Here is a 20,308-nt window from a genome sequence, read left to right on the forward strand (position 1 = left end):
AAAATAGAATGATGTTGTATAGATTTTATTTTTTATGTTTGTTTTTAGATGGTAAGCCGGGCAGTCACCCTCTTTGTGCCATTTTTGCAGTAATGTCTGTTTGTTCTATTATCAAAATAGTTAATAAAAACCAACGGGTTTATATTACTGGGCACAATCTTATCTTTTAAAATGCAATGCCAGCGATCTGCTGTCCCGGTCATTAATGCTTGAGATCTGGATAGTTACGTAGTCACTATCACCTGGAATAACTGCATCATGGAAATTAATGATACCCCCTTAGCTGAGAAAAGACTGGTTGCCAGATTTCTGGATATGTTCATCAAATTTGGTCTCATCCTCGCATTAGCCTCCTTCTGTTTTACTGTCATTTCGCCTTTTATGAATATGCTGCTGTGGGCACTTATTCTGGCAGTGACTCTCTATCCGCTTCATCAACGTTTTGCTGCGCGTATGGGAAATAAACAGGGATGGGCTGCGACCTTGCTGGTGTTGCTGGGAGTGTTGCTAATCGTTGTACCTACCATCGCGATGATTAGCTCCCTGGGTGATAGCGTCAGTATACTTATTACGAAAGTCACCAGCGATAGCCTGGTCATCCCGCAACCTTCAAATCGCCTGGTGGCAATACCGATTGTGGGCGAAAAAATCTATGTCGTGTGGATGAAGGCCGCGACAGATTTACCGGCCTTAGTAAAAAGCTATGGCCCGCAGCTAGGTGAGATTACCCGCCAGGTAATTACCATTCTGGCTAGCATGAGTGGCGGTTTGATTGGCTTTGTATTCTCCTTTATCGTCGCCGGCATCATGATGGCTTGGGGCGCTCCAGGTGCAGCAAGTGCCACGAGTATCGCCACACGTATCACCGATGAAAGAAAAGGTCCTGCCCTGACAAAACTCTGTACCAATACTATTCGAGCAGTAGCGATGGGGGTTATTGGTGTTGCCTTCATTCAGGCGTTGCTGGCCGGTATTGTGATGGCATTCGCCGGTATTCCTGCTGTGGGGATCTTCTTCGTTCTGGCTCTGATTCTGGGTATTGCCCAGGTGCCGGTGATACTGGTTACCGCTCCAGCTATCGCGATTATGTGGATGACGGGTGACAACGGTACGGTGCTGAATATCATTTTCACCATTCTGCTGATTATTGCCGGTATGGCTGACAACGTGCTGAAACCTTTGTTGTTGGGGCGCGGTGTAGATGTGCCAATGCCTGTGGTGCTGTTGGGCGCGTTGGGTGGTATGGCAACCAACGGTATTCTCGGCATGTTTATTGGCGCGACACTGCTTTCTATTGGTTATCGAATCTTCATGGCCTGGGTCAAAGAAGGTCCGTCTGGCCCGACGTTGAGCGGGCAAGATGCTCTGTGAAGACAGATTCAGGCGCCTCCTGATAACGGGGGGCGCAAGCCTGGTCTTGAGCGCATGTACCACTCTGGGACCCGACTATAAAACCCCGCAAGTTCCGGAGCTGACGCAATGGCAGCCGGTGACGAAGAGCATGGCATCTGGCGTATCCCAGAACAGTTATGACCAGTGGTGGATACAGCTTAATGACCCAACACTTACCATGCTCGTCAACGAGGCCTTACGGAAAAACCCTGACGTTAAAATTGCCGGTCTGCGCCTGCTGGAATCACGTGCACAGTTGGGAATTGCAGAAAGCTTACTCTCACCTCAGGCAACCATTGGCGATGGGCAAGTCGTTACTGGCGGTCAACTACATGATGACCGTTACATTGCTAGCACCAACTACGGCGCGGGCTTTAACCTGGGATGGGAGATAGATTTCTGGGGCAAGTTCAAACGTGGTGTTGAATCTGCCGATGCGAGTTACTTCGCAACGCTTGCGCAATATGACGATATTCAGGTGCTGATGGCGGCACAAGTCGCACAGCTGTATGTGAATATCCGTACGCTTGAAGCGCGCCTGCAAATTACCCGCAATAACGCCAAAATTCAGCAGCGTAGCCTGCAAATTACAGAGCGTTTGTTCCTCAGCGGCAACAGTGCTGAGCTGGATGTACAGCAAGCGAGAACCCAATATCTATCAACCCTCTCAAGTATTCCTCAACTGGAAACCAGCCTGCGTCAGAGCCAGAACGCATTGAGCGTGCTACTGGCGCGAAAACCAGGTCCGTTACCCGAAATGGTCGATAGCACAGGGGTTCTTCCGAAGGGCAACCTGGCGCTGGTGTCGGAATTGCCTGCAGATTTGCTGCGTCGCCGACCTGATGTGCGAGCGGCTGAAAGGCAATTAGCGGCACAGTCAGCCTTAATAGGCGTGGCAGAAACTGAACTCTATCCGTCTATTTCTCTTATTGGCAGCGTGGGAATTAGCGCCCGAAATGGCGGTAGTAGCACTCTGTCCTGGGCGGCGGGGCCGACATTTAGCTGGAACTTGCTTGATCAAGGGCGGCTGGGTAACCAGGTGCTGGTACAAGATGCGCGGTTCCTGCAACTGCATGAACGCTACCGGGATACGGTATTTCAGGCTGCACGTGAAGTGGATGATGCAGCCGTTGCTTACGCCAATGACAAACAAGAGATCGATCTGCTGACCCAAACTGGGCAAGCGGCAAACCGTTCTTTGGATATCGCCAACACCCAATATCGTGAAGGTATGGCTGACTTCCAGCGTGTACTGGATTCACAAAGAGCCTTGTTCAATCAACAGGAGCGGCTAGTGAATAGCCGTGGTGCCCTGATGCGTGACTTGATTACGCTCTATAAGGCTCTGGGCGGTGGTTGGGAGAAAGGGCGGGAACGCCCACTGGTTGATAAGCAAACCGATGCTCATTTACGCCAGCGTGATAACTGGGTGCCTTTATTGGATGCCCCTTTGCCATCAGCAACGTTACCCAAAGAAGGTAAACAGCAATGACAGAATCCTCATCTCCGGCGGGGCAAGCCAGTCGACGTGGAGTGATAGGTCTCCTCGTGGTCATCATTTTATTGCTTTGCTGGTATCTGGCGGCGGACCGCCTCACGCCTTATACCTCTCAGGCAAGGATTCAGGCATTTGTTATCCCCATTGCTGCGGAAGTGGGAGGGCAAATCCAAAAGGTCTATGTCCGCGATAATCAGGAGGTCTCGCCGGGCGATAAGCTGTTTGAGCTTGATCCCGAGCCTTATGACATCGCGTTGGCTAAGGCTCGTTCGGACTATGAAACAGTGCTCAGTTCGGTCAAAGCCAATAATGAAACCATTGCCGCGGCCAAAGCGGGTTTACAGGCGGCGACAGCCGCTTATCAAAATGCGGCTAAAGACGCTGAACGTCAGGAGCGTTTGTATCGTGAAGATCCCGGCACCATCTCAGTTCGTCGCCTCGAAGTGGCACAAGCCACGCGGGAAACCGCGCGTAGCCAGATGGCAGCAGCCGCCGCTGATGTGCGTAGAGCGACTGAAGCGGCGGGCGTTTCCGGGGAAAAAAACTCACAACTGCTGAGCGCTCGTTCTGCGGTGCAAAAAGCCGAACTTGACCGGAAAAATACCGTAGTTGTTGCGACTAACCGCGGTCTGGTGACGGATCTGCGGACTGATATCGGCCAGTTTCTTGGCGCAGGGGCACCCGTTATGACGCTGGTGGCGATAAACGATGTCTGGATTAGCGCGGATATGACCGAAAATAACATCGGTAATGTGAATATCGGTGATGAGGTTGCCATTTTGCTCGATAGCATGCCGGGGCATATTTTCAAGGGTCAGGTACGCAGCATCAGTTATGGCGTAAGTGCGACGCAAAGCCAGCCCGCCGGTGTTTTACCTACGGTCGATAATAGCCGCGACTGGCTACGTCAGGCGCAGCGGTTCCCAGTGAAAATTGCCTTTGTTAAAGACGATTTCCCTCCGGTTAAAAACTTGCGGGTCGGTGGGCAGGCGGATGTATTGGTCTATGCCAATGGTGCTGGCGTAATGAGCTTCTTCGGTAGCATCTACATACGACTGATGAGCTGGTTCTCGTATATCTACTGAGGTTGGCCATGCATAACGGGGATCGTGCGGTACTAAGAATTGGAGTGGGATCGGCCATTGCAGCGCTGGTCTGCTACGGCCTTGCGCTACCGATGCCACATTTGGGCTGCATTATGGCCTGGATTGTGTTGTGTCAGGGGAAACCTTTACCCATCAAAAAGGGGATTATTGTTGGCTTAGTGCTAACGATGACCATGGTTGGTGGCGTGCTGATGGTGCCTTTACTGACGCACTACCCATTATCTGCATTGCTGTTTACGGCGCTGCTGCTTTACCTGCTGATGCTGATGGGGCTTAGAGGGAAGGGAACCCAGGCCATGCTACTGACGACGGCCATTACCATCATTCCGATTGCCGGACTCATCGAGCAGTCACTTGCTATTGGTATTGCCCAAATGATGGGGCTTGGCATCATCATTGGTACGGTGGTTAACCGGTTTGCGTTAGTACTGTTCCCCCCGCAGGCCACTCCTTCCTCAGCAGCTAAGGTGCTACTGCCTCCTGAATCTCCACACCAGTTGGCTCTACGTGCGGTGCTTATCGTATTGCCGGTGTGGTTGTTAGCATTAAGCAACCCTGCGTTTTATATCCCGGCAGTGATGAAAACCGTGATGCTGGCACAGCAAACCAACACGCTTGCGGCAAAACAGGTCGGGAAAGAGTTGGTGCTATCGACTCTGATGGGGGCGTTGTTGGCGGTGGTGCTGTGGTTTGGGCTTAGCATCTGGCCTTCATTCCTGATGCTAGTGCTCTGGATGGCTCTCGTTAGCCTTTGGGTTGCGCGACGTTTAGTGCGGCTGGCGGCTAGCCGATTCACCCCCTCTTTCTGGAGTAATGCGTGGGTCACCTGCCTGATTCTGTTTGGCCCTGCCATTCAGGACAGTGCTTCCGGTAAAGATGTCTGGTTGGCATCGCTGATGCGCTGCTCTCTATATGTTGCTGTTGCCCTGTATGGCTGGGCGTGTGTGGTGGTTCTTGAACGCTGGCATCTGGCTGGTCGTCCAGCGGCCGAAACCGATTAAGGGGGTTAAAATGTTGCTGGTCTTGATAACTGGGATGCCTGTCATCCTGTGCAATATGTTGCTGCAATCACTGATGTCTATTTGGTGCATTCGCTTTTACATCAAGCGCTTTCACCAGAGAGAAGGGATGTTGTATGGCGTATTGGCATTGTTTGGCATCATCATCATTGTATTGGTGGGTAACCTGCTGCAAATAATGCTGTGGGGGATTTTGTTTTTGTGGCTGGGGGAGTTTTCCTCACTGCAAGAGGCGGTTTATCACTCCGGTGTCAATTTTGCCACGTTGGGTTATGGCGATATCGTGATGAGTGCAAAATGGAAACTGCTTGGCCCACTGGAAGCGGTGAATGGTGCGCTGATGATTGGGTTGTCTGGGGCCAGCATGCTGGCGGTGCTACAGCACCATATCCGCAAGCAGTTGGGGAATTTAAAGTAATCTTTTTTATCAGGAGCAACGTTTTTCGCTATTGCTGCAATACTGGGTTTCATAGCAGAAGTATTGACGTATTTAAAGCGGTTGAATGTGTTCAAAAGTGGCAAGTTTAAGTAAAGATATTATATACGGCTGGAATGGATAATATTATACAAAAAAGAGAGGTTGATATAATATCCCGCTCACAGGGGAATTCCTTAATAGAAATAATATCTCGCGAAGAATAAATGTTACACTTATGAAAAACATCCAACCTCTTAATTACGACATTATTAAAAATGAGTGGCAGTTGTTAATTAATAATACAAATGCTGCAACTCATCAGACCCTCATGAGCCTTAGTGATGAGGAGGTCAGGCAACTGGTTGATGCGTATTATCAATATATGTTGCAGGATGAGAAGGCGAAGTTATTCCTTAGCACGACCCAGGTTGAAGAGAGACTTAGTGCCAGTATGAACAACTGGTTGCGCAAGGTGCTGGGTAGTTCGTGTGAAGATTTATCAGAGTTAATTGCTCATCAGCGCAAGGTTGGTGAAGTTCATGCGCGTATTGGTCTACCTATCGACCTTGTCGCCCGTGGTGCCAGAAAGCTGAAGTATGAGCTTTTTCAATTACTATTAAATAAACCACAGATCTCAGCAAAAGAAATTAGCGATGCTATCTTTTTTAGTGGCATGGCCATAGATTCAGCAATTGAAGTCATGACGATTGCTTTTACGCCATCACATCAGAAAATGATGCACGATCAAGAACATTTTCGCCTGCTGACTGTATATGATGATATGAACGTTGAGCGTGAACGTCAGTTAGGGGCTTTGAAAGATTGGGAAAATCAGTTTATTTATAATATTGCGACTGAATTGCCATTTGAAGAGCGAGTGCTACTCAGTGATTCTGAATTTGGGCTATGGTTTGCTCATAAAGGCCAGCATATTTTCAGACAGCCAGATTTAATTAAAAAAATCGACTCGTTAATCCAAAAAATAGATAGGATTATTACCACTGAGTTTGCTAATGAATCCTCAGATGCTTTTAGTCGCATTCATCTGTTACGCATGTTAAGGCAAGATGTTGAACAGGTTAATATGATTCTTAGCTCTATTTTCGAAGAGATAGTGAAGAGTGAGAATGGCAAAGATCCAATGACCAAGCTACTTACTCGTCGCTTTATCCCTACGATTATGGGACGTGAGATTGGTTTATCTATTAGGTCCGGTAAGCCTTTTACTATCGCTTTGTTGGACATAGATTACTTCAAAAAAATCAATGATAATTATGGTCACGCCGTTGGTGATAACACACTAAAAAATATTGCGACTTGGTTACATGAGTATGTACGCAGTAGTGATTATGTCTTCCGCTACGGTGGCGAGGAATTTATGTTGTTGCTGGTGGAAACGACACTGTCTCAGGCTCAAGTCCTGACGGAGCGACTGCGCAACCATATTGCCAGCCAGATGATTGAAGTTGATGTAGACACTTCATTTAATGTCACCATCAGTGCAGGTTTGGTCGAATTCGATAACCACCCTGATTACCAGCGGCTTATTAACAAAGCAGACCAAATGTTGTATCAGGCAAAAAATAATGGTCGCAATTGTATTGAGAGTTACCCATTCGGCATGGATAACTCACTTTAATTGCCAGATGAAATAGATAACCCCTGACTGATGAGGTCAGGGATTATTGTACTGGAAGAGTTACTGCCCAATATTACGCAGCTTTTCACCCGCCATAAGTTTCTTCTCGATGTGTTCCAGTGTGACATTTTTCGTTTCTGGAATTAGCCAGAAAGTGACGCCAATAAATGCAATATTAAGCGCGGTATACATCCAGAATGTCGCCGCCGGGCCAACTGCATCTAACAGGCTCAGGAATGTTGCACCAATTATCATGTTCGACACCCAGTTAGTGGTGGTTGAACAGGTAATCCCAAAATCACGGCTTTTCAGCGGCTGAATTTCAGAGCACAGAATCCAAACCACAGGTGCGGCACTCATCGCATAGCCTGCGATACACATCATAGTCATACCGACAGACAGGTAAGACAAACCATCTGAAGCATTGCCATTATCAAACTGCATCAGGCAATAACCCAACACCAGTGTGCCAACAGCCATAACGCTAAAGCCAATCTTCAGCGCCGGTTTACGTCCTGCTTTATCGACCATGAAAATAGCAATGAAGGTGGCGAGCATAAACGTCAGGCCGACAACAATGGTTGCCATCATCTGTTCATGCGTGGTTGTGAAACCCGCCATTTCAAAGATTTTTGGCGCGTAATACATAATGATATTCATGCCGGTGAACTGCTGCATCGCTTGCAACAACATGCCAAGGAATACGGCTCGGCGCACGTTGCTGTTCATTTTGAACAGCTCCCAACCGTGCTGTTTTAACTTGAGGCTTTCACGGATATCCTGCAATTCCTGGCGCGCTTTCTCCGAGGTATCTCGCAATTTACTTAATACTTCTTCGGCTTCAATATGGCGCCCTTTAGCGGCCAACCAGCGTGGGCTATTGGGCAAAAATACGACCAGTATCAGCAGCAGGAATGCCGGAATTGCCAACACGCCAAGCATCATTCGCCAGTCGCCGCTGTAGCTCAGGGCTGTATCTGATAAGAACGCCAGCAAAATACCCAGCGTAACCATCAGCTGATACATGCTGATCATTTTCCCGCGAATATCTTCCGTTGCCATTTCAGATAGATACAGAGGGGCTGTGTATGAAGCAATCCCCACAGCCATCCCAAGGACGACGCGCGAGACCATCAATATTTCAACCGTTGGCGCGAATGCTGAGCCGAGTGAACCGATAATAAATAATATCGCCCCTGCCATAAGACTATATTTGCGACCCAACGCAGATGAGAGCCAGCCGTTTGCGAGTGCACCGATTGCTGCACCTAACATCATGGTACTCACAACCCACTCTTGCTGTTGGCTATTTAAAGTAAAATGTTGAGTAATAAAGGGTAGAGCACCAGAGATCACGCCGATATCAAGTCCAAACAACAGGCCCGCTACCGCCGCAGAAACGGAAACAAACAGTGTCATTCGGCGCGAGTCGCGCGCTCTGGTATTGAGGTGACCGGGGTAACCAGGCAGTACTTCATTAGACATAATAAATCTCCAAAATCCCGCAAGCGCAATGTAGTTCCAGAAAACCAATGACAGCACTTTATAAGATCTTTCCAGAAAACGTCTGACTCCGGGTAGGCAGATATATGGATTATTTTGCTGTGGTGATCATTTGTGTGATGAGTGCGACATAATTGATAAATACAGTGAATAAGAAGTTAATTGCATAAATAACAATAAGATGGGTTGATTTTTTAGATGTTTTTGTGAGGTGCGGTCATAGCAATACAAATAATATGTATGGATAAATTTTGTTCTGCTTTTCGATGTTGTAAGAACCAACTGAATATATTGACGTTTGTGCTGACTATGCAGTTTATGAAAGGTAGTTATTTATCAGGTCTAAAAAATATGATTTAACAACATCAATTGCCTATGAGGAGTTGAGAATGCGCGAATTTAGCAAAATGGTAAGTGGTGAAAATTATAATATTAACGACCCAGAGTTACGTGAAATTCGCTACCGAGTACGCGATATCGTTGATGAATTTAATGCATTGAGTGCCCGTGCCGTTACCGAGAAAGAGAGATTGATTCGCACAATATTTGGCCGTGTTGGCGAGAATGTTCATTTCGAAAAAGGGATGCGTATTGATTACGGCTGTAATACCCATATTGGTAATAATGTATTTATTAATTTCAACTTTGTGCTACTGGATTGTGCGCCAGTGACTATTGGTAATAACGTATTTATTGCTCCTGATGTACAAATTTATACCGCTCAGCATCCGCTGGACCCTGAAACGCGAAACCAACATATTGGCAGCGCACGGCCGATAAATATTGGCGATGATGTATGGATCGGTGGAGGATCTATTATTTTGCCTGGTGTAACTATCGGTAAAGGCAGCACTATTGGTGCTGGAAGCGTAGTGAAACATGATATTCCTGCTGGAGTCATTGCTGCGGGTAACCCATGCCAGGTAAAACGAGTTTGTTTGGCAGATAAATTGCCAGAAACCGTTGAATGAGCCTAATCTCAACAGAGAGATGGAAGACTTTATAACAACGGTGGGTACAGTTTGATGAAAAGAATCGCTATTATAGGCGCGGGTCCTACGGGCATTTACACTCTTTTCTCCCTTCTGAAGAAGCAAGTGCCACTGTCCATTACTATCTATGAGCAGGGCAGTGAGGCAGGGGTTGGTATGCCTTACAGCGATGAAGAAAACTCCCGAATGATGCTGGCCAATATTGCCAGCATCGAAATCCCGCCTATTTTTTCGACCTACATCGACTGGTTGCGCAGCCAAAGTGAAGATCATCTGGCGCGTTATGGTGTTCGCCATGACTCACTTCATATCCGACAGTTTCTACCTCGTATCCTTCTTGGCGAGTACTTCCGCGATCAGTTTCTGGAGTTGGTTGTTCAGGCAAAAGAGCAAGGGTTCCGCGTGGAGGTTCATGAATCTTGCCAGGTCACCGATCTTGAGGCGACTAAAGAGGGAGTAAAACTGTGGGCAGAAGGCGAACCTTCGCCTGCGTTGTTTGATCTCGCCGTGATTGCCACCGGGCACGTATGGCCTGATGAGGAGAAGTCGACTCACACCTTTTTCCCAAGCCCATGGTCAGGGCTGATGGAGGCTAAAATTGCTGCGTGTAAAGTCGGAATTATGGGGACATCGTTGAGTGCTCTGGATGCCGCGATGGCAGTGGTCATCCAGCATGGGGAGTTTGTTGAATCGGAGCGAGAGCAAATCCATTTCAATCTCGATGAGGGGAGTGAAAAGCTTAACATTGTGCTTATGTCCCGATCGGGAATTCTGCCGGAAGCTGATTTCTACTGCCCAATCCCTTACGAGCCATTAACTGTCGTGACGCAAGAGGCGATAAATCACGAAATTTCAGCAGGGGCCGATGGTCTTCTCAATCGAGTTTTCGGCCTTATGGTTGAGGAAATTGAACATGCAGACCCGGCCTGGAGCAAACATCTGGCGCTTAATACGTTGGATGCGGATAGTTTTGCTAAAGCCTGGTTTGCTGACAGGAAAATCAACGACCCGTTTCACTGGGCTGAAGCCAATCTTTATGAAGTTGAACGCAATAAACGCGACAAGCGAACAGTTCCGTGGCGTTACGTGATCCTTCGGTTACATGAAGCCGTCCAACTGATTGTGCCTTATCTGGACGAGCAGGACAGAAAGCGCTTTGACGTGGGCCTTGCACGAGTGTTCATCGACAATTATGCAGCAATACCATCGCAATCTATTCGCCGTTTACTGGCATTACGCGAGGCCGGGATAATCAGCATTCTTACGCTTGGGCCGGATTATAAGATGGATGTAAAAGAGAAACAGACGGCGATTTCCGTCGGGCAAAATGTTTATGAGTTTGACGTATTTATTGATGCCCGTGGGCAGAGGCCGCTTAAGACCAAAGATCTACCGTTTACTACCTTACGAAAACAGCTCGAGTCTGGCGGCGATGATATTCCAGATGTCGGTGAGGACTACATATTATTACAACCGGAATCTGTTCGTGGGCGCATTGCTTTTGGGGCGCTGCCTTATCTGATGCACGATCAACCCTTCGTTCAGGGGCTGACTGTCTGTGCGGAAATTGGAGAAGCTATGGCAAAGGGGATATTTGAGTCAGCACCTCATGTGCGCCGACGATTACCATTTTTAGATTGGTAACTTCAAAGTAAGGGCTGCTATGTTTGCAGCCCCTAATAATTGAATAGTTTATTGTTATTCAAAGCAATTTATAGTGCCTTTAAATATAACTCGGCAATCTCTTCAATCTTCGCTTCGCGAATTATTGGCCGCAACTATTTCGTTATTTGCAGGCTTTATTTGGTGATAAGCCGCAACATAAAGTCAGCCGTATTGATCGCTTCGCATTCTATGAACGAGCGCAGCAGGCATTTGCGATCGTCATCACAGGTGAGACCGCCAAATACGGGAATATTCTGTTAAAAAAAGGGGTTACGCCGTAGTCTCAGACTCCTTGTTTTGCCATGCGCCACCGGCGCATGGTTTTTTCAGGTAGAGGAGAGTGCTTGTGAAAACGGCGCGCCATGCGGCAATAGTAGAACTCATACGACAACATGAAACCCTAACAACTGAAGATCTTGCCGAGCTATTAAAGGTCAGTAAAGAAACCATCCGCCGTGATCTGAATGCACTACAGACGCAGGGGAAAATCATTCGCCAGCATGGGCGAGCTAAAAGCATCAAGCGCGACACTCATGACAGTGGAGACCCATTTAGCGCTCGCCTCAAAAGCCATTTTGCCAGCAAAGCCGACATTGCGCGCCAGACACTACCGTGGATTAGTGGTGGAATGACTATTGCGCTCGATGCGAGTTCAACATGTTGGTATCTGGCAAAACAACTCCCGGATATTGATATCACTGTTTTTACCAATAGTGTGCGTATTTGCCAGGAACTGGCAAAATGGGAAAATATACAGCTCATTAGTTCCGGTGGCTTGCTTCAACGTAAATATGCTTGTTACGTCAATCCTGCAATTATTTCCCAAGTTAAAGAACTGGATATCGATCTGTTTCTTTTTTCTTGTGAGGGAGTTGATAAGGATGGCGTGCTATGGGATTCCAATACTTACAATGCTGAATTTAAATCATTACTCATGAAGCGCGCGGCGCAGTCTTTATTACTTATCGACAAGAGTAAAATAAATAGAACCAGTGAAATAAAAATAGGCTGTGTGGAAGATGTTGTACTAGTTATTTCAAATCAAAATGCCTAGCACAACCACGGGCTGTTAAGACAATTAATGAGATAATCCTACAAAAAAAGCGCAGCTCACCAGACCATGGGTTGTAAATTAATCTATTTTTACAATAAATTAATGCGAGCAACGTGAGTTGGCCTTTAAAACGCTATCTTCATATAAAATAAACATATGTAACAAACACTTACATCACTGTTCGTTTATTGTCCGCTTATTTATTCTATCGTATCTCTTCTCGCGTAATATTTAGAAGTAAATATTCGAATTTAATTTTCCATAATTAAAGACACCACGCGAAATGCGTTAACATTTCCTTAAAACTTAATCATATAACTAAACAAATTGATAGGTTTTATCGATCTATTGTTGGCGAATGATCTATGAGACCTATTGATTAAATCTATCGAAATTAATTTATTGATCGTTTATATCGATCTGTGTTTATATATTAAGCATGCTAATGACTGCCTGACTAACACTGCACTAACAAGCGCGGTTGCGTTGCATCATAAGCGGCAAAATATAAGCATCTTTCCGGCAACACTAATTAATAAGAAAATCTGATGAATTAGAACTCATACCAAAAATTCAACATTTGGAAATATTCGGAATTTTTATAAATATAGTTGTCAGTCAGGCAATAAATGTCCAAAAAAGAGTATTTTTGAGATGAGCACATGGTTTCAGAACACTTTTATTTATCAGCTTAATAACAGCAGGATTTTGTTATTTAATAACCGAATTATAAAATCTATTGTTGCAAGCTCTTTAGCCATTGTTCCCTTTGCCATCATCCGCGCACTACTTCTCATTAGCTCGATTATCTGTGATCAATTGGGGTGGGGGCGTTTTTCTGTACAGCTGTTCCAGCTACAAGAGACGCTTACAGACTTTATGCCAATCGCAATAAATGCCTTTATGGCTTTGCATTGGGCAATTCGTAATCGCTACTCAGTTATCCATTTTCTGACCATTAATTTATGTAGCTTGCTATTTATTAGCCGAGTTATAAGTAATGACAAGCTTTTCTTCTTTGATATCACTGTTCCTTTAGCATTGCTTTCCGGCATCACTGTCAATTTTTTGCTAGAAAAGGCCATCGCTTTGGTCGATTCGATTCATTTCCTGAAAAGCAAAAGCCGGAAAACATCCGCTCTTTTCTTCTGTTCTGTACTCATTATCTCCTTTGCCACCTTGATTATTGGTGTGCTGGCCCATTCACTATACCTTTTAGTTTTCCCAGTAATATCTCAAACGCTACTGCACTCTTACCCTGATAACTTCATCGATGGGTTGATTTATATTGTTCTACGCTGCATACCGTGGTTCTTTGGTATTCATGGGTATTTTATTTGTGCCGATATTGATGCTGGTTTTATTTCCGAAATGAATAGCAATATTGCTGCCTGGCATGCAGGGCAAGCACAGCTAAACATCATTAGCCCTGTTTTTTATAATATCTGGTGCACGATGGGCGGTACAGGAAACACTCTGGGAATGCTGCTGTGTATACTGCTAAATAAAAAATCTCCCCACCGGCATATGCTTGGCTTATCGCTTCCTCTGTCACTGTTTAACGTGAACGAACCCTTGATTTTTGGGTTGCCGATAGTCATGAACCCCTTGCTGATTATCCCCTTTGTTCTGGTGCCAGCTGTGTCCTATACGATAGCGTACACGGCAACTGTCTGGCATCTGGTGCCGCCGGTTTCTGAAGCGGTAAACTGGAGCATTCCACCTATTTTGAGCACCTGGCTAGCCACTGGGGGATCGGTCTGCGCCATTATACTGAATATCGTTATTATTGGCGTAAGCGCGGTTATCTACACACCATTTGTCAGAAAATGGTCTATTAGCAAACTAAAAACCCCTGAGCTGAATTTATTTTTACCACCGACAAATTTAGACCTGGTTCCTGGGCATACGCTTCAGTCCGAAGAAAAATCTTATCTGGATGCACTGAGCAAGGTGCAACATTTACAATCGAGTGGTCATTTCATTCTTTATTTTCAGCCTCAGGTACGGATTTCCGACCGTCGAATTATTGGGGTAGAGGCATTAATCCGCCATCAGGGTGAAGACGGGGAAATTACGCCACCTATTTTCCTACAATACTATGATCGCCTCAAAGCGATGGCAGATATAGATTTTTGGGTTATCGAGCAATCTGTTAATTATCTACATCATCATCTTCAAGAATTTAATGAAATGACTCTGTCGGTCAATATCTCGGCGCAGACACTGCTAGATAAGAGATTATTTAAAGTCATATCCCAAGTGCTGGATAAACCTTTGCCTCCAGGCTGGACTCTTGAGATGGAAATCACAGAGTCGCAAGCTGTTATCGACCCGGTCAATGTGGCCTCGGTGCTGACAAAATTAAAATCAATGGGGATTCGTATTGCTCTCGATGATTTTGGGGCGGGGTACTCAACACTGAATTATCTGACACGATATCCACTCGACAAGATAAAGCTTGATCGTTCACTTGTGCAGGGGCTAGCTGAAAATGGTGGGCTGCAGTTTTTAAAACAAGTAACCAGACTGTGCCGACTCACGCACTGCAATCTTGTTATTGAAGGTGTTGAAACTGAAGATGAGCTGCGCCAGGTTCTTATTGAAGGGATTGAAACAGACCAGGAACTTGCCCAGGTCTGTTCAGTTGGTATCGAACTGGCACAGGGGTTCCTTTTCTGGCGTCCATTACCAGTTGAAAAATTATGCCAGGTCCTGAAAGAAAATCATCATTGCTCTAATAATATTTCAACCTATGAAAAGGAGCTGCAATTAACATCATGATGTTAAAGCGGGGCTTAATCTCACACGGATGTTTTTTTGTACATATTGAAAGATGGAAAGTTGTGTAATGCAAATAAGTACAGAAACCAGAAATACGACTAAATGCATGATTGAAGCTTGTTTCTTGTTGTTTCTGTTTCATTACGTTTTTAGTCTACTAATGAGTAGTGCTGAAGTAGGTGGATATGCTCTGACATTTTATGATCTCAGGCTACCATTGTTTACTGCGCTACTAGTTTTATATGGTGTCAGAGCCATGCCGGCACTCGGGCTGCTTTTTATCTACAGCTTAAACACGCAATCCGTATTGCAAAACCTCACTGTTTACTCACAGTTATTGGCCGCTTCAATCAGTTGCCTGATATATTTTATATCTGTTGGAAGCAAAGGTGCAGTTAGTTTCGGGCGGTACAAATTAACATTTCATCGTATCGGTTGGTTGGTTGTTTTTAACTCTGTAGTGTTTGAGTTTGTCCATCAGTTAATGTTGTTTTTATTCCATTTTGATGAAGTTTTATATGGTGATTTCTTTAGCACCAAAAACTTGATTAACATTCAGTGGATGATGACATCTTGCCTTACTGGTGTACCATTCTGTTATCTTATTCTTAGATGTATCAGCAATACCGCATGGTGTTCGCGTTACCTTAATGAACAAAAGAAAATAATATTTTCAGGTTCGCGAGTAGTCTATCGGATAATATGGTTATGCTCTCTCATTGGTATCATGTATTGCTTACTATCTACTAAGCATATATTTTTATTATTTACAGGGTATGGTTTGTTATTGCTTCTCCCGATAATGGTCTGGGGAACAGTAACTATTGGTCATTCAGTTATTGTTCCCATCTGGAGCGCTATTTTAATTCTGCTCGGATTCCACAGCGATGGTTATATACAATATAATTACGCCATCAGTGAACTTGAAATCCTTGAACCTTTGGCAACCGCCTCTGCCACAATATTAGTTGTGTCCTTCTCTTTAGTTTTATCTGGAGTGCTGGTTTCAAGTAATCGCTCATATATAAAAAAGATAACCAGACTCATGCTAACGGAGTATTATACTGGCTTGCCGAATGTTTATGCGCTCAAGAGATCTCTTGTTGAATATCCAGGGGCAGGGCTCGCTTTAATTCACTGCCCTGAGCTTTGGTCTTTGACTCAAACGCATGGCCTTAGCATTAGATTTATGTTCGTTAAGTCATTGACCGCCTATCTTCTTCCTCATCTCCAGGATAATGAAGATATATATTATCAACCAGGTTACGGGCTTTATATACGACTGGGTACACCTGATAAAGAGCATATTCACAACATCTATTCTTTAGTTAAAGCATACCGTTTCTCGTACGGCAAAAATACATTTGGCATTAATTCTGGTCTGACTTATATGTTGAGCTTGCCAGGAAAATATAATTTATTGATGATTGTTGGAAAGTTGTCTGCTGTCGCCGCGGACTCTATAAATAGTGAAGTTCCGGTGATGGTGACTTGGGATGACAACGAATGTTTAACTGTGGCAAGCAATATAACGAGTAATGACAATATCAGGAGTGAGCTGCAAAGTGCTGTTGATAACCAGTCGTTTGTGCTTATGGCTCAACCTATAATTTCATCGAGTACGGATTCATACTATCATGAAGTTCTGATCCGTATCAGAAACAAAAATGGAAAGCTGTTATATCCTGACTCTTTTCTACCTATTGCAGCGCAAGCAGGTATCCTGGCTCAGTTAGATATGACTGTTATTGAACAAACATTCAGATTTATACAGTCACTTGATGAATCTAAATCTGAAAGTAAATTTAGTATTAATTTAGCCCCGCGGACGCTTCATCATATCTATTTTATTGACCATTTGACGGTGCTATTCAAGAAGTATGAAATATCACCGGACAGAATTATTTTTGAAATTGTCGAAACAGACATTATTGATACTAAAGTAGCCGCTTTAAAGCTTGAAAAAATGCGCAGTCTTGGTTGCAAGATAGCCATTGATGACTTTGGTACCGGTTGCTCTAGCTATTCTCGCCTGGAAGAAATAGAAGCTGATATTCTTAAAATAGATGGTTCATTTATCCGCAAGATTCTTCATGATGACTTAAATCACTTTTTAGTTAGATCTTTCTGCACCGTTGCTAAAATCAAGAAAATGCAGGTCGTTGCAGAATTTGTTGAAAATGAAGAGATCAGGCAAGAGCTAATAAGAATAGGTGTAGATTGGTTACAGGGATACCATACGGGTAAGCCTGTGCCGATTGAGGAAGTAATACTTTAAATTAATCCAGAAGGTATTAATAGGGCACTTATGATATGAACAGTCGAACGGATGTCGCGCGCTCAGTAAAAGTAGTCGGTGAAGAGATAGAAAAATGTAAACATGCATTTTTTGCAGTTAGAAAAAAGGGGCAGCACGTAGAGCTCATTCAGGATAATCAGGTCGCATTCCTTAAATCTGGCGTTGTAACCATTCATCGTATTGAAGATGGGCTACTGACTAACTCTATTAAAGCGCCCGCAGTTATTGGGCTTGGGCATATACGTGATATTGGGCTGACACATTTCATTCAGTGTAAAAGTGAATGTTCTATGTGGATACTTGATTCGAATATTGTTTTTGACTTATTTACAGAGAAAAACTTGTGGCAAGAAGCTTTCTTTATAATTAGAAGCTATTTATATATTTGCATGCCTAAAGGAAAACTAATTCATAAATCATCGGCCAGGGAAATAGTTATTGAACATTTGAAGGAAATTTGGGCTTTAGATGAACCAGAAAGATACACAACATCTGTGTACAATTTTATTCTATCCAGAAATAATATATCGAGGAGTGCCGTTCAGAAGGTTGTAAGAGAGTTAGAAGACTCAGGAGATATAAAATTTTACCGCGGGAAATTGATTGAGTTGAATGAGATGGCTTGATCTTACAACACGTCATCATTTCTATGATGGTTTACAACAAATAGTGGCATGATCCCACCATGGATTATGATTCAGGTCGGTGTAAATAATCGAGAATCCCTGCTTGCTGATCTCTTCTTCCAGCAGTGTAAGAGGCTTTAAGGTTCTCCATGGCCGGCCATTCCTCATTAAATGATAATTATCGGCATCAAAATCTCGTAAATCTTCAGGTTTTTTCGGTTTCCCAGCCATAGTACTGATAACAACCGTACCTTCTGGTTTTATCAGACGTCTTATTTCTGCAAGACACAACTCACGCTGTGAACCAATAAGGCAATGCAAGCAACTTCCATCAAAAATAACATCATATGAATCTGCTTCCAGCTGCTTAAGATGGCAGACATCGCCTTGGGTAAAATGCCCTTTAAGCCCAAGTGTCAAAAATCGCTCTATCGCCCACTCAATTGCAGTTTGTGAAATATCAACACCGGATACTTCGTAGCCACGCTCAGCCATATATTGAGAAGACATTGCACCATTTCCACAGCCTAATTCCAGAAATGAAGCTCCGGGGGAGGGGAGGATACTACGTTGTTTTAATTCTTGCAGAATGACAGCTAATTGTTGATGAGCTCGCTTATAACCTTCACCAGCCCACGCCTGCGCACCATTGTGCTTTAATAGTCGATATTGCTCTTCATAGATATTCATCATAACCACCGTTTTTCCAATTAAAAACAGGATGCGCTGCCGATACTATCCCTAAATTGGCACTCTGTGTACAACGGTGTTCCCTTGAAATTTGATCTGGATTGCTTGGTTTGCGAGTAGTCTGAGAAGGGGGACTTTGGGAGGATAAGAAAGCTAATCCCATGAACCGTATCTGAAAGAAGGTTCCCGGAGTGCAGGCTGTTTGATGGAGGGAGTCTGGTCTTCAGGCATAAAAAAGGACGTCAATTGACGTCTGTTTGCTTCGAAATGGTACGCCCTACAGGGCTCGAACCTGTGACCTACGGCTTAGAAGGCCGTTGCTCTATCCAACTGAGCTAAGGGCGCACTGTATTCCTTTCGGAAGCATTGCGGATTCGGATTATACGGTCAGTACCTTACGAGTCAATGGCTTTTGAACTGCCTGCGCGACAATTGAGCATAAAGGCTTAACAATGCCTGACAGCGAGCCGCGCTTCTGACAAAATAGAAACAATCCCCTCCCTTTTCGATTACAGACGGAATCATCTGACTGATGGCAGCAAAGATTATTGACGGTAAAACGATTGCGCAGCAGGTACGGCTTGAAGTTGCTGAAAAAGTGAAAGCCCGAATTGCCGCTGGAAAACGTGCTCCAGGACTTGCGGTTGTTCTGGTTGGCGAGAATCCTGCTTCGCAAATTTATGTTGGAAGTAAACGTAAGGCATGTGAAGAAGTGGGCTTTATTTCCCGCTCGTATGATTTGCCTGACACGACTTCTGAAGCAGAGCTGCTGGAGCTGATTGATACACTCAACGCAGATAAAGAAATTGACGGTATCCTGGTGCAGTTACCGCTGCCCGCAGGTATCGATAACGTGAAAGTTCTGGAGCGTATTGACCCAGATAAAGATGTTGATGGTTTCCATCCTTACAACATAGGTCGCCTGTGCCAGCGTTCACCGCGTCTGCGCCCTTGTACGCCACGTGGTATCGTGACATTGCTTGAGCGCTACAATATCGACACCTACGGTTTGAACGCGGTAGTGATTGGCGCATCCAACATTGTTGGCCGTCCGATGAGCATGGAGCTGCTGTTGGCCGGTTGCACCACAACCGTCACACACCGCTTCACCAAAAACTTACGTCAACACGTTGAGAACGCCGATCTGGTCATCGTCGCGGTGGGCAAACCAGGCTTTATTCCCGGCGAGTGGATCAAGGAAGGGGCGATTGTGGTGGACGTGGGTATTAACCGTCTGGAGAGCGGTAAAGTGGTCGGTGACGTAAATTATGATGAAGCCGCTGCCAAAGCCTCGTATATTACGCCGGTTCCGGGTGGCGTTGGCCCAATGACCGTCGCCACTCTTATCCAGAATACCTTGCAGGCTTGCGAGGAATATCATGATGTCCATGGAGAATAAAATGGCGACCTTCTCATTAGGTAAACACCCACACGTTGAATTATGCGATCTGCTGAAGCTGGAAGGCTGGTGTGAAAGCGGCGCACAGGCGAAAGCGGTGATTGCAGAAGGGCTGGTGAAAGTAGACGGCGAAGTAGAAACCCGCAAACGCTGCAAAATCGTTGCGGGTCAGACAGTGGTTTTTGAAACACTGAGCATTACGGTCGAAGCTTAAACTTCCCGTT

Annotated in this window: 16 protein-coding genes, 1 tRNA gene and 1 pseudogene; 15 read left to right on the forward strand and 3 right to left on the reverse strand. The window is 45.0% G+C overall.

Annotation, left to right across the window (positions count from 1 at the left end; genetic code table 11):
• Positions 1–258 precede the first annotated feature (258 nt).
• From M977_RS16400 to M977_RS16425, 6 genes are all read left to right on the forward strand, one after another.
• Entirely contained in the window at positions 259–1,371 is a 1,113-nt protein-coding gene (locus M977_RS16400; RefSeq protein WP_064516941.1) for an AI-2E family transporter, read from the forward strand.
• 46 nt (positions 1,372–1,417) lie between these two features.
• Positions 1,418–2,884 (forward strand): efflux transporter outer membrane subunit, encoded by a 1,467-nt coding sequence (locus tag M977_RS16405; protein ID WP_243839596.1) that lies wholly within the window; start codon positions 1,418–1,420, stop codon positions 2,882–2,884.
• Complete coding sequence (locus tag M977_RS16410; RefSeq protein WP_064516945.1) at positions 2,881–3,975, forward strand: HlyD family secretion protein; 1,095 nt, start codon at positions 2,881–2,883, stop codon at positions 3,973–3,975. The genes M977_RS16405 and M977_RS16410 overlap by 4 nt, the downstream gene beginning before the upstream one ends.
• Before the next feature lie 8 nt (positions 3,976–3,983).
• Entirely contained in the window at positions 3,984–4,997 is a 1,014-nt protein-coding gene (locus M977_RS16415; RefSeq protein WP_064516947.1) for a DUF2955 domain-containing protein, read from the forward strand.
• Between the two features lie 10 nt (positions 4,998–5,007).
• Positions 5,008–5,433 carry an ion channel gene (locus M977_RS16420; protein WP_064516949.1) on the forward strand — a complete coding sequence of 142 codons (426 nt, stop codon included), beginning with the start codon at positions 5,008–5,010 and terminating at the stop codon, positions 5,431–5,433.
• 235 nt (positions 5,434–5,668) lie between these two features.
• Positions 5,669–7,072, forward strand: a complete 1,404-nt coding sequence (locus M977_RS16425) for a diguanylate cyclase (RefSeq protein WP_064516951.1) — start codon at positions 5,669–5,671, stop codon at positions 7,070–7,072.
• 60 nt (positions 7,073–7,132) lie between these two features.
• On the opposite strand, the gene M977_RS16430 is transcribed toward M977_RS16425, so the two are convergent.
• Positions 7,133–8,557 (reverse strand): sugar porter family MFS transporter, encoded by a 1,425-nt coding sequence (locus M977_RS16430; RefSeq protein ID WP_064516953.1) that lies wholly within the window; start codon positions 8,555–8,557, stop codon positions 7,133–7,135.
• 407 nt (positions 8,558–8,964) lie between these two features.
• Here M977_RS16430 and M977_RS16435 point away from each other — a divergent pair, with 407 nt between their 5' ends.
• The 7 genes and pseudogenes from M977_RS16435 (at position 8,965) to M977_RS16465 (ending at position 17,995) form a co-directional block, all read left to right on the forward strand.
• The gene (locus M977_RS16435) at positions 8,965–9,546 is read left to right on the forward strand and encodes a sugar O-acetyltransferase (protein ID WP_064516955.1); all 582 of its coding nucleotides are present in this window, start codon (positions 8,965–8,967) and stop codon (positions 9,544–9,546) included.
• A 54-nt stretch (positions 9,547–9,600) separates the two neighbouring features.
• Entirely contained in the window at positions 9,601–11,211 is a 1,611-nt protein-coding gene (locus M977_RS16440) for an FAD-NAD(P)-binding protein (protein ID WP_064516957.1), read from the forward strand.
• A gap of 140 nt (positions 11,212–11,351) precedes the next feature.
• Positions 11,352–11,513 (forward strand): annotated as a pseudogene (locus tag M977_RS25275) (RbsD/FucU domain-containing protein); the annotation flags it as partial.
• 65 nt (positions 11,514–11,578) lie between these two features.
• Positions 11,579–12,286: an L-fucose operon activator gene (gene fucR / locus M977_RS16450; RefSeq protein ID WP_064516959.1), complete on the forward strand. Its 708-nt coding sequence runs from the start codon at positions 11,579–11,581 to the stop codon at positions 12,284–12,286.
• Between the two features lie 654 nt (positions 12,287–12,940).
• Positions 12,941–15,070 (forward strand): EAL domain-containing protein, encoded by a 2,130-nt coding sequence (locus M977_RS16455; protein WP_064516961.1) that lies wholly within the window; start codon positions 12,941–12,943, stop codon positions 15,068–15,070.
• Positions 15,071–15,137: 67 nt separating this feature from the next.
• Positions 15,138–17,348, forward strand: a complete 2,211-nt coding sequence (locus M977_RS16460; RefSeq protein WP_064516963.1) for an EAL domain-containing protein — start codon at positions 15,138–15,140, stop codon at positions 17,346–17,348.
• Between the two features lie 35 nt (positions 17,349–17,383).
• Positions 17,384–17,995, forward strand: coding sequence for a helix-turn-helix domain-containing protein (locus M977_RS16465; protein WP_064516965.1), 612 nt, complete (start codon positions 17,384–17,386; stop codon positions 17,993–17,995).
• A 21-nt stretch (positions 17,996–18,016) separates the two neighbouring features.
• Here the strand turns inward: M977_RS16465 and M977_RS16470 are convergent, their stop codons facing one another.
• Positions 18,017–18,685: a class I SAM-dependent methyltransferase gene (locus tag M977_RS16470; RefSeq protein WP_064516967.1), complete on the reverse strand. Its 669-nt coding sequence runs from the start codon at positions 18,683–18,685 to the stop codon at positions 18,017–18,019.
• A gap of 268 nt (positions 18,686–18,953) precedes the next feature.
• Positions 18,954–19,030: transfer RNA gene (locus M977_RS16475), tRNA-Arg, on the reverse strand.
• 187 nt (positions 19,031–19,217) lie between these two features.
• On the opposite strand from M977_RS16475, the gene folD reads away from it, so the two are divergent.
• Both folD and ybcJ read left to right on the forward strand, forming a co-directional pair.
• On the forward strand, positions 19,218–20,084 hold the full coding sequence (gene folD / locus M977_RS16480) for a bifunctional methylenetetrahydrofolate dehydrogenase/methenyltetrahydrofolate cyclohydrolase FolD (RefSeq protein WP_064516969.1): 867 nt from the start codon (positions 19,218–19,220) through the stop codon (positions 20,082–20,084).
• A 1-nt stretch (position 20,085) separates the two neighbouring features.
• A complete protein-coding gene (gene ybcJ / locus M977_RS16485; RefSeq protein WP_064516971.1) occupies positions 20,086–20,298 on the forward strand; it encodes a ribosome-associated protein YbcJ in 213 nt (70 codons plus the stop codon).
• Positions 20,299–20,308 lie beyond the last annotated feature (10 nt).

The sequence above is a fragment of the Buttiauxella gaviniae ATCC 51604 genome (genome assembly GCF_001654835.1).
Taxonomy (GTDB): Bacteria; Pseudomonadota; Gammaproteobacteria; order Enterobacterales; family Enterobacteriaceae; genus Buttiauxella; species Buttiauxella gaviniae.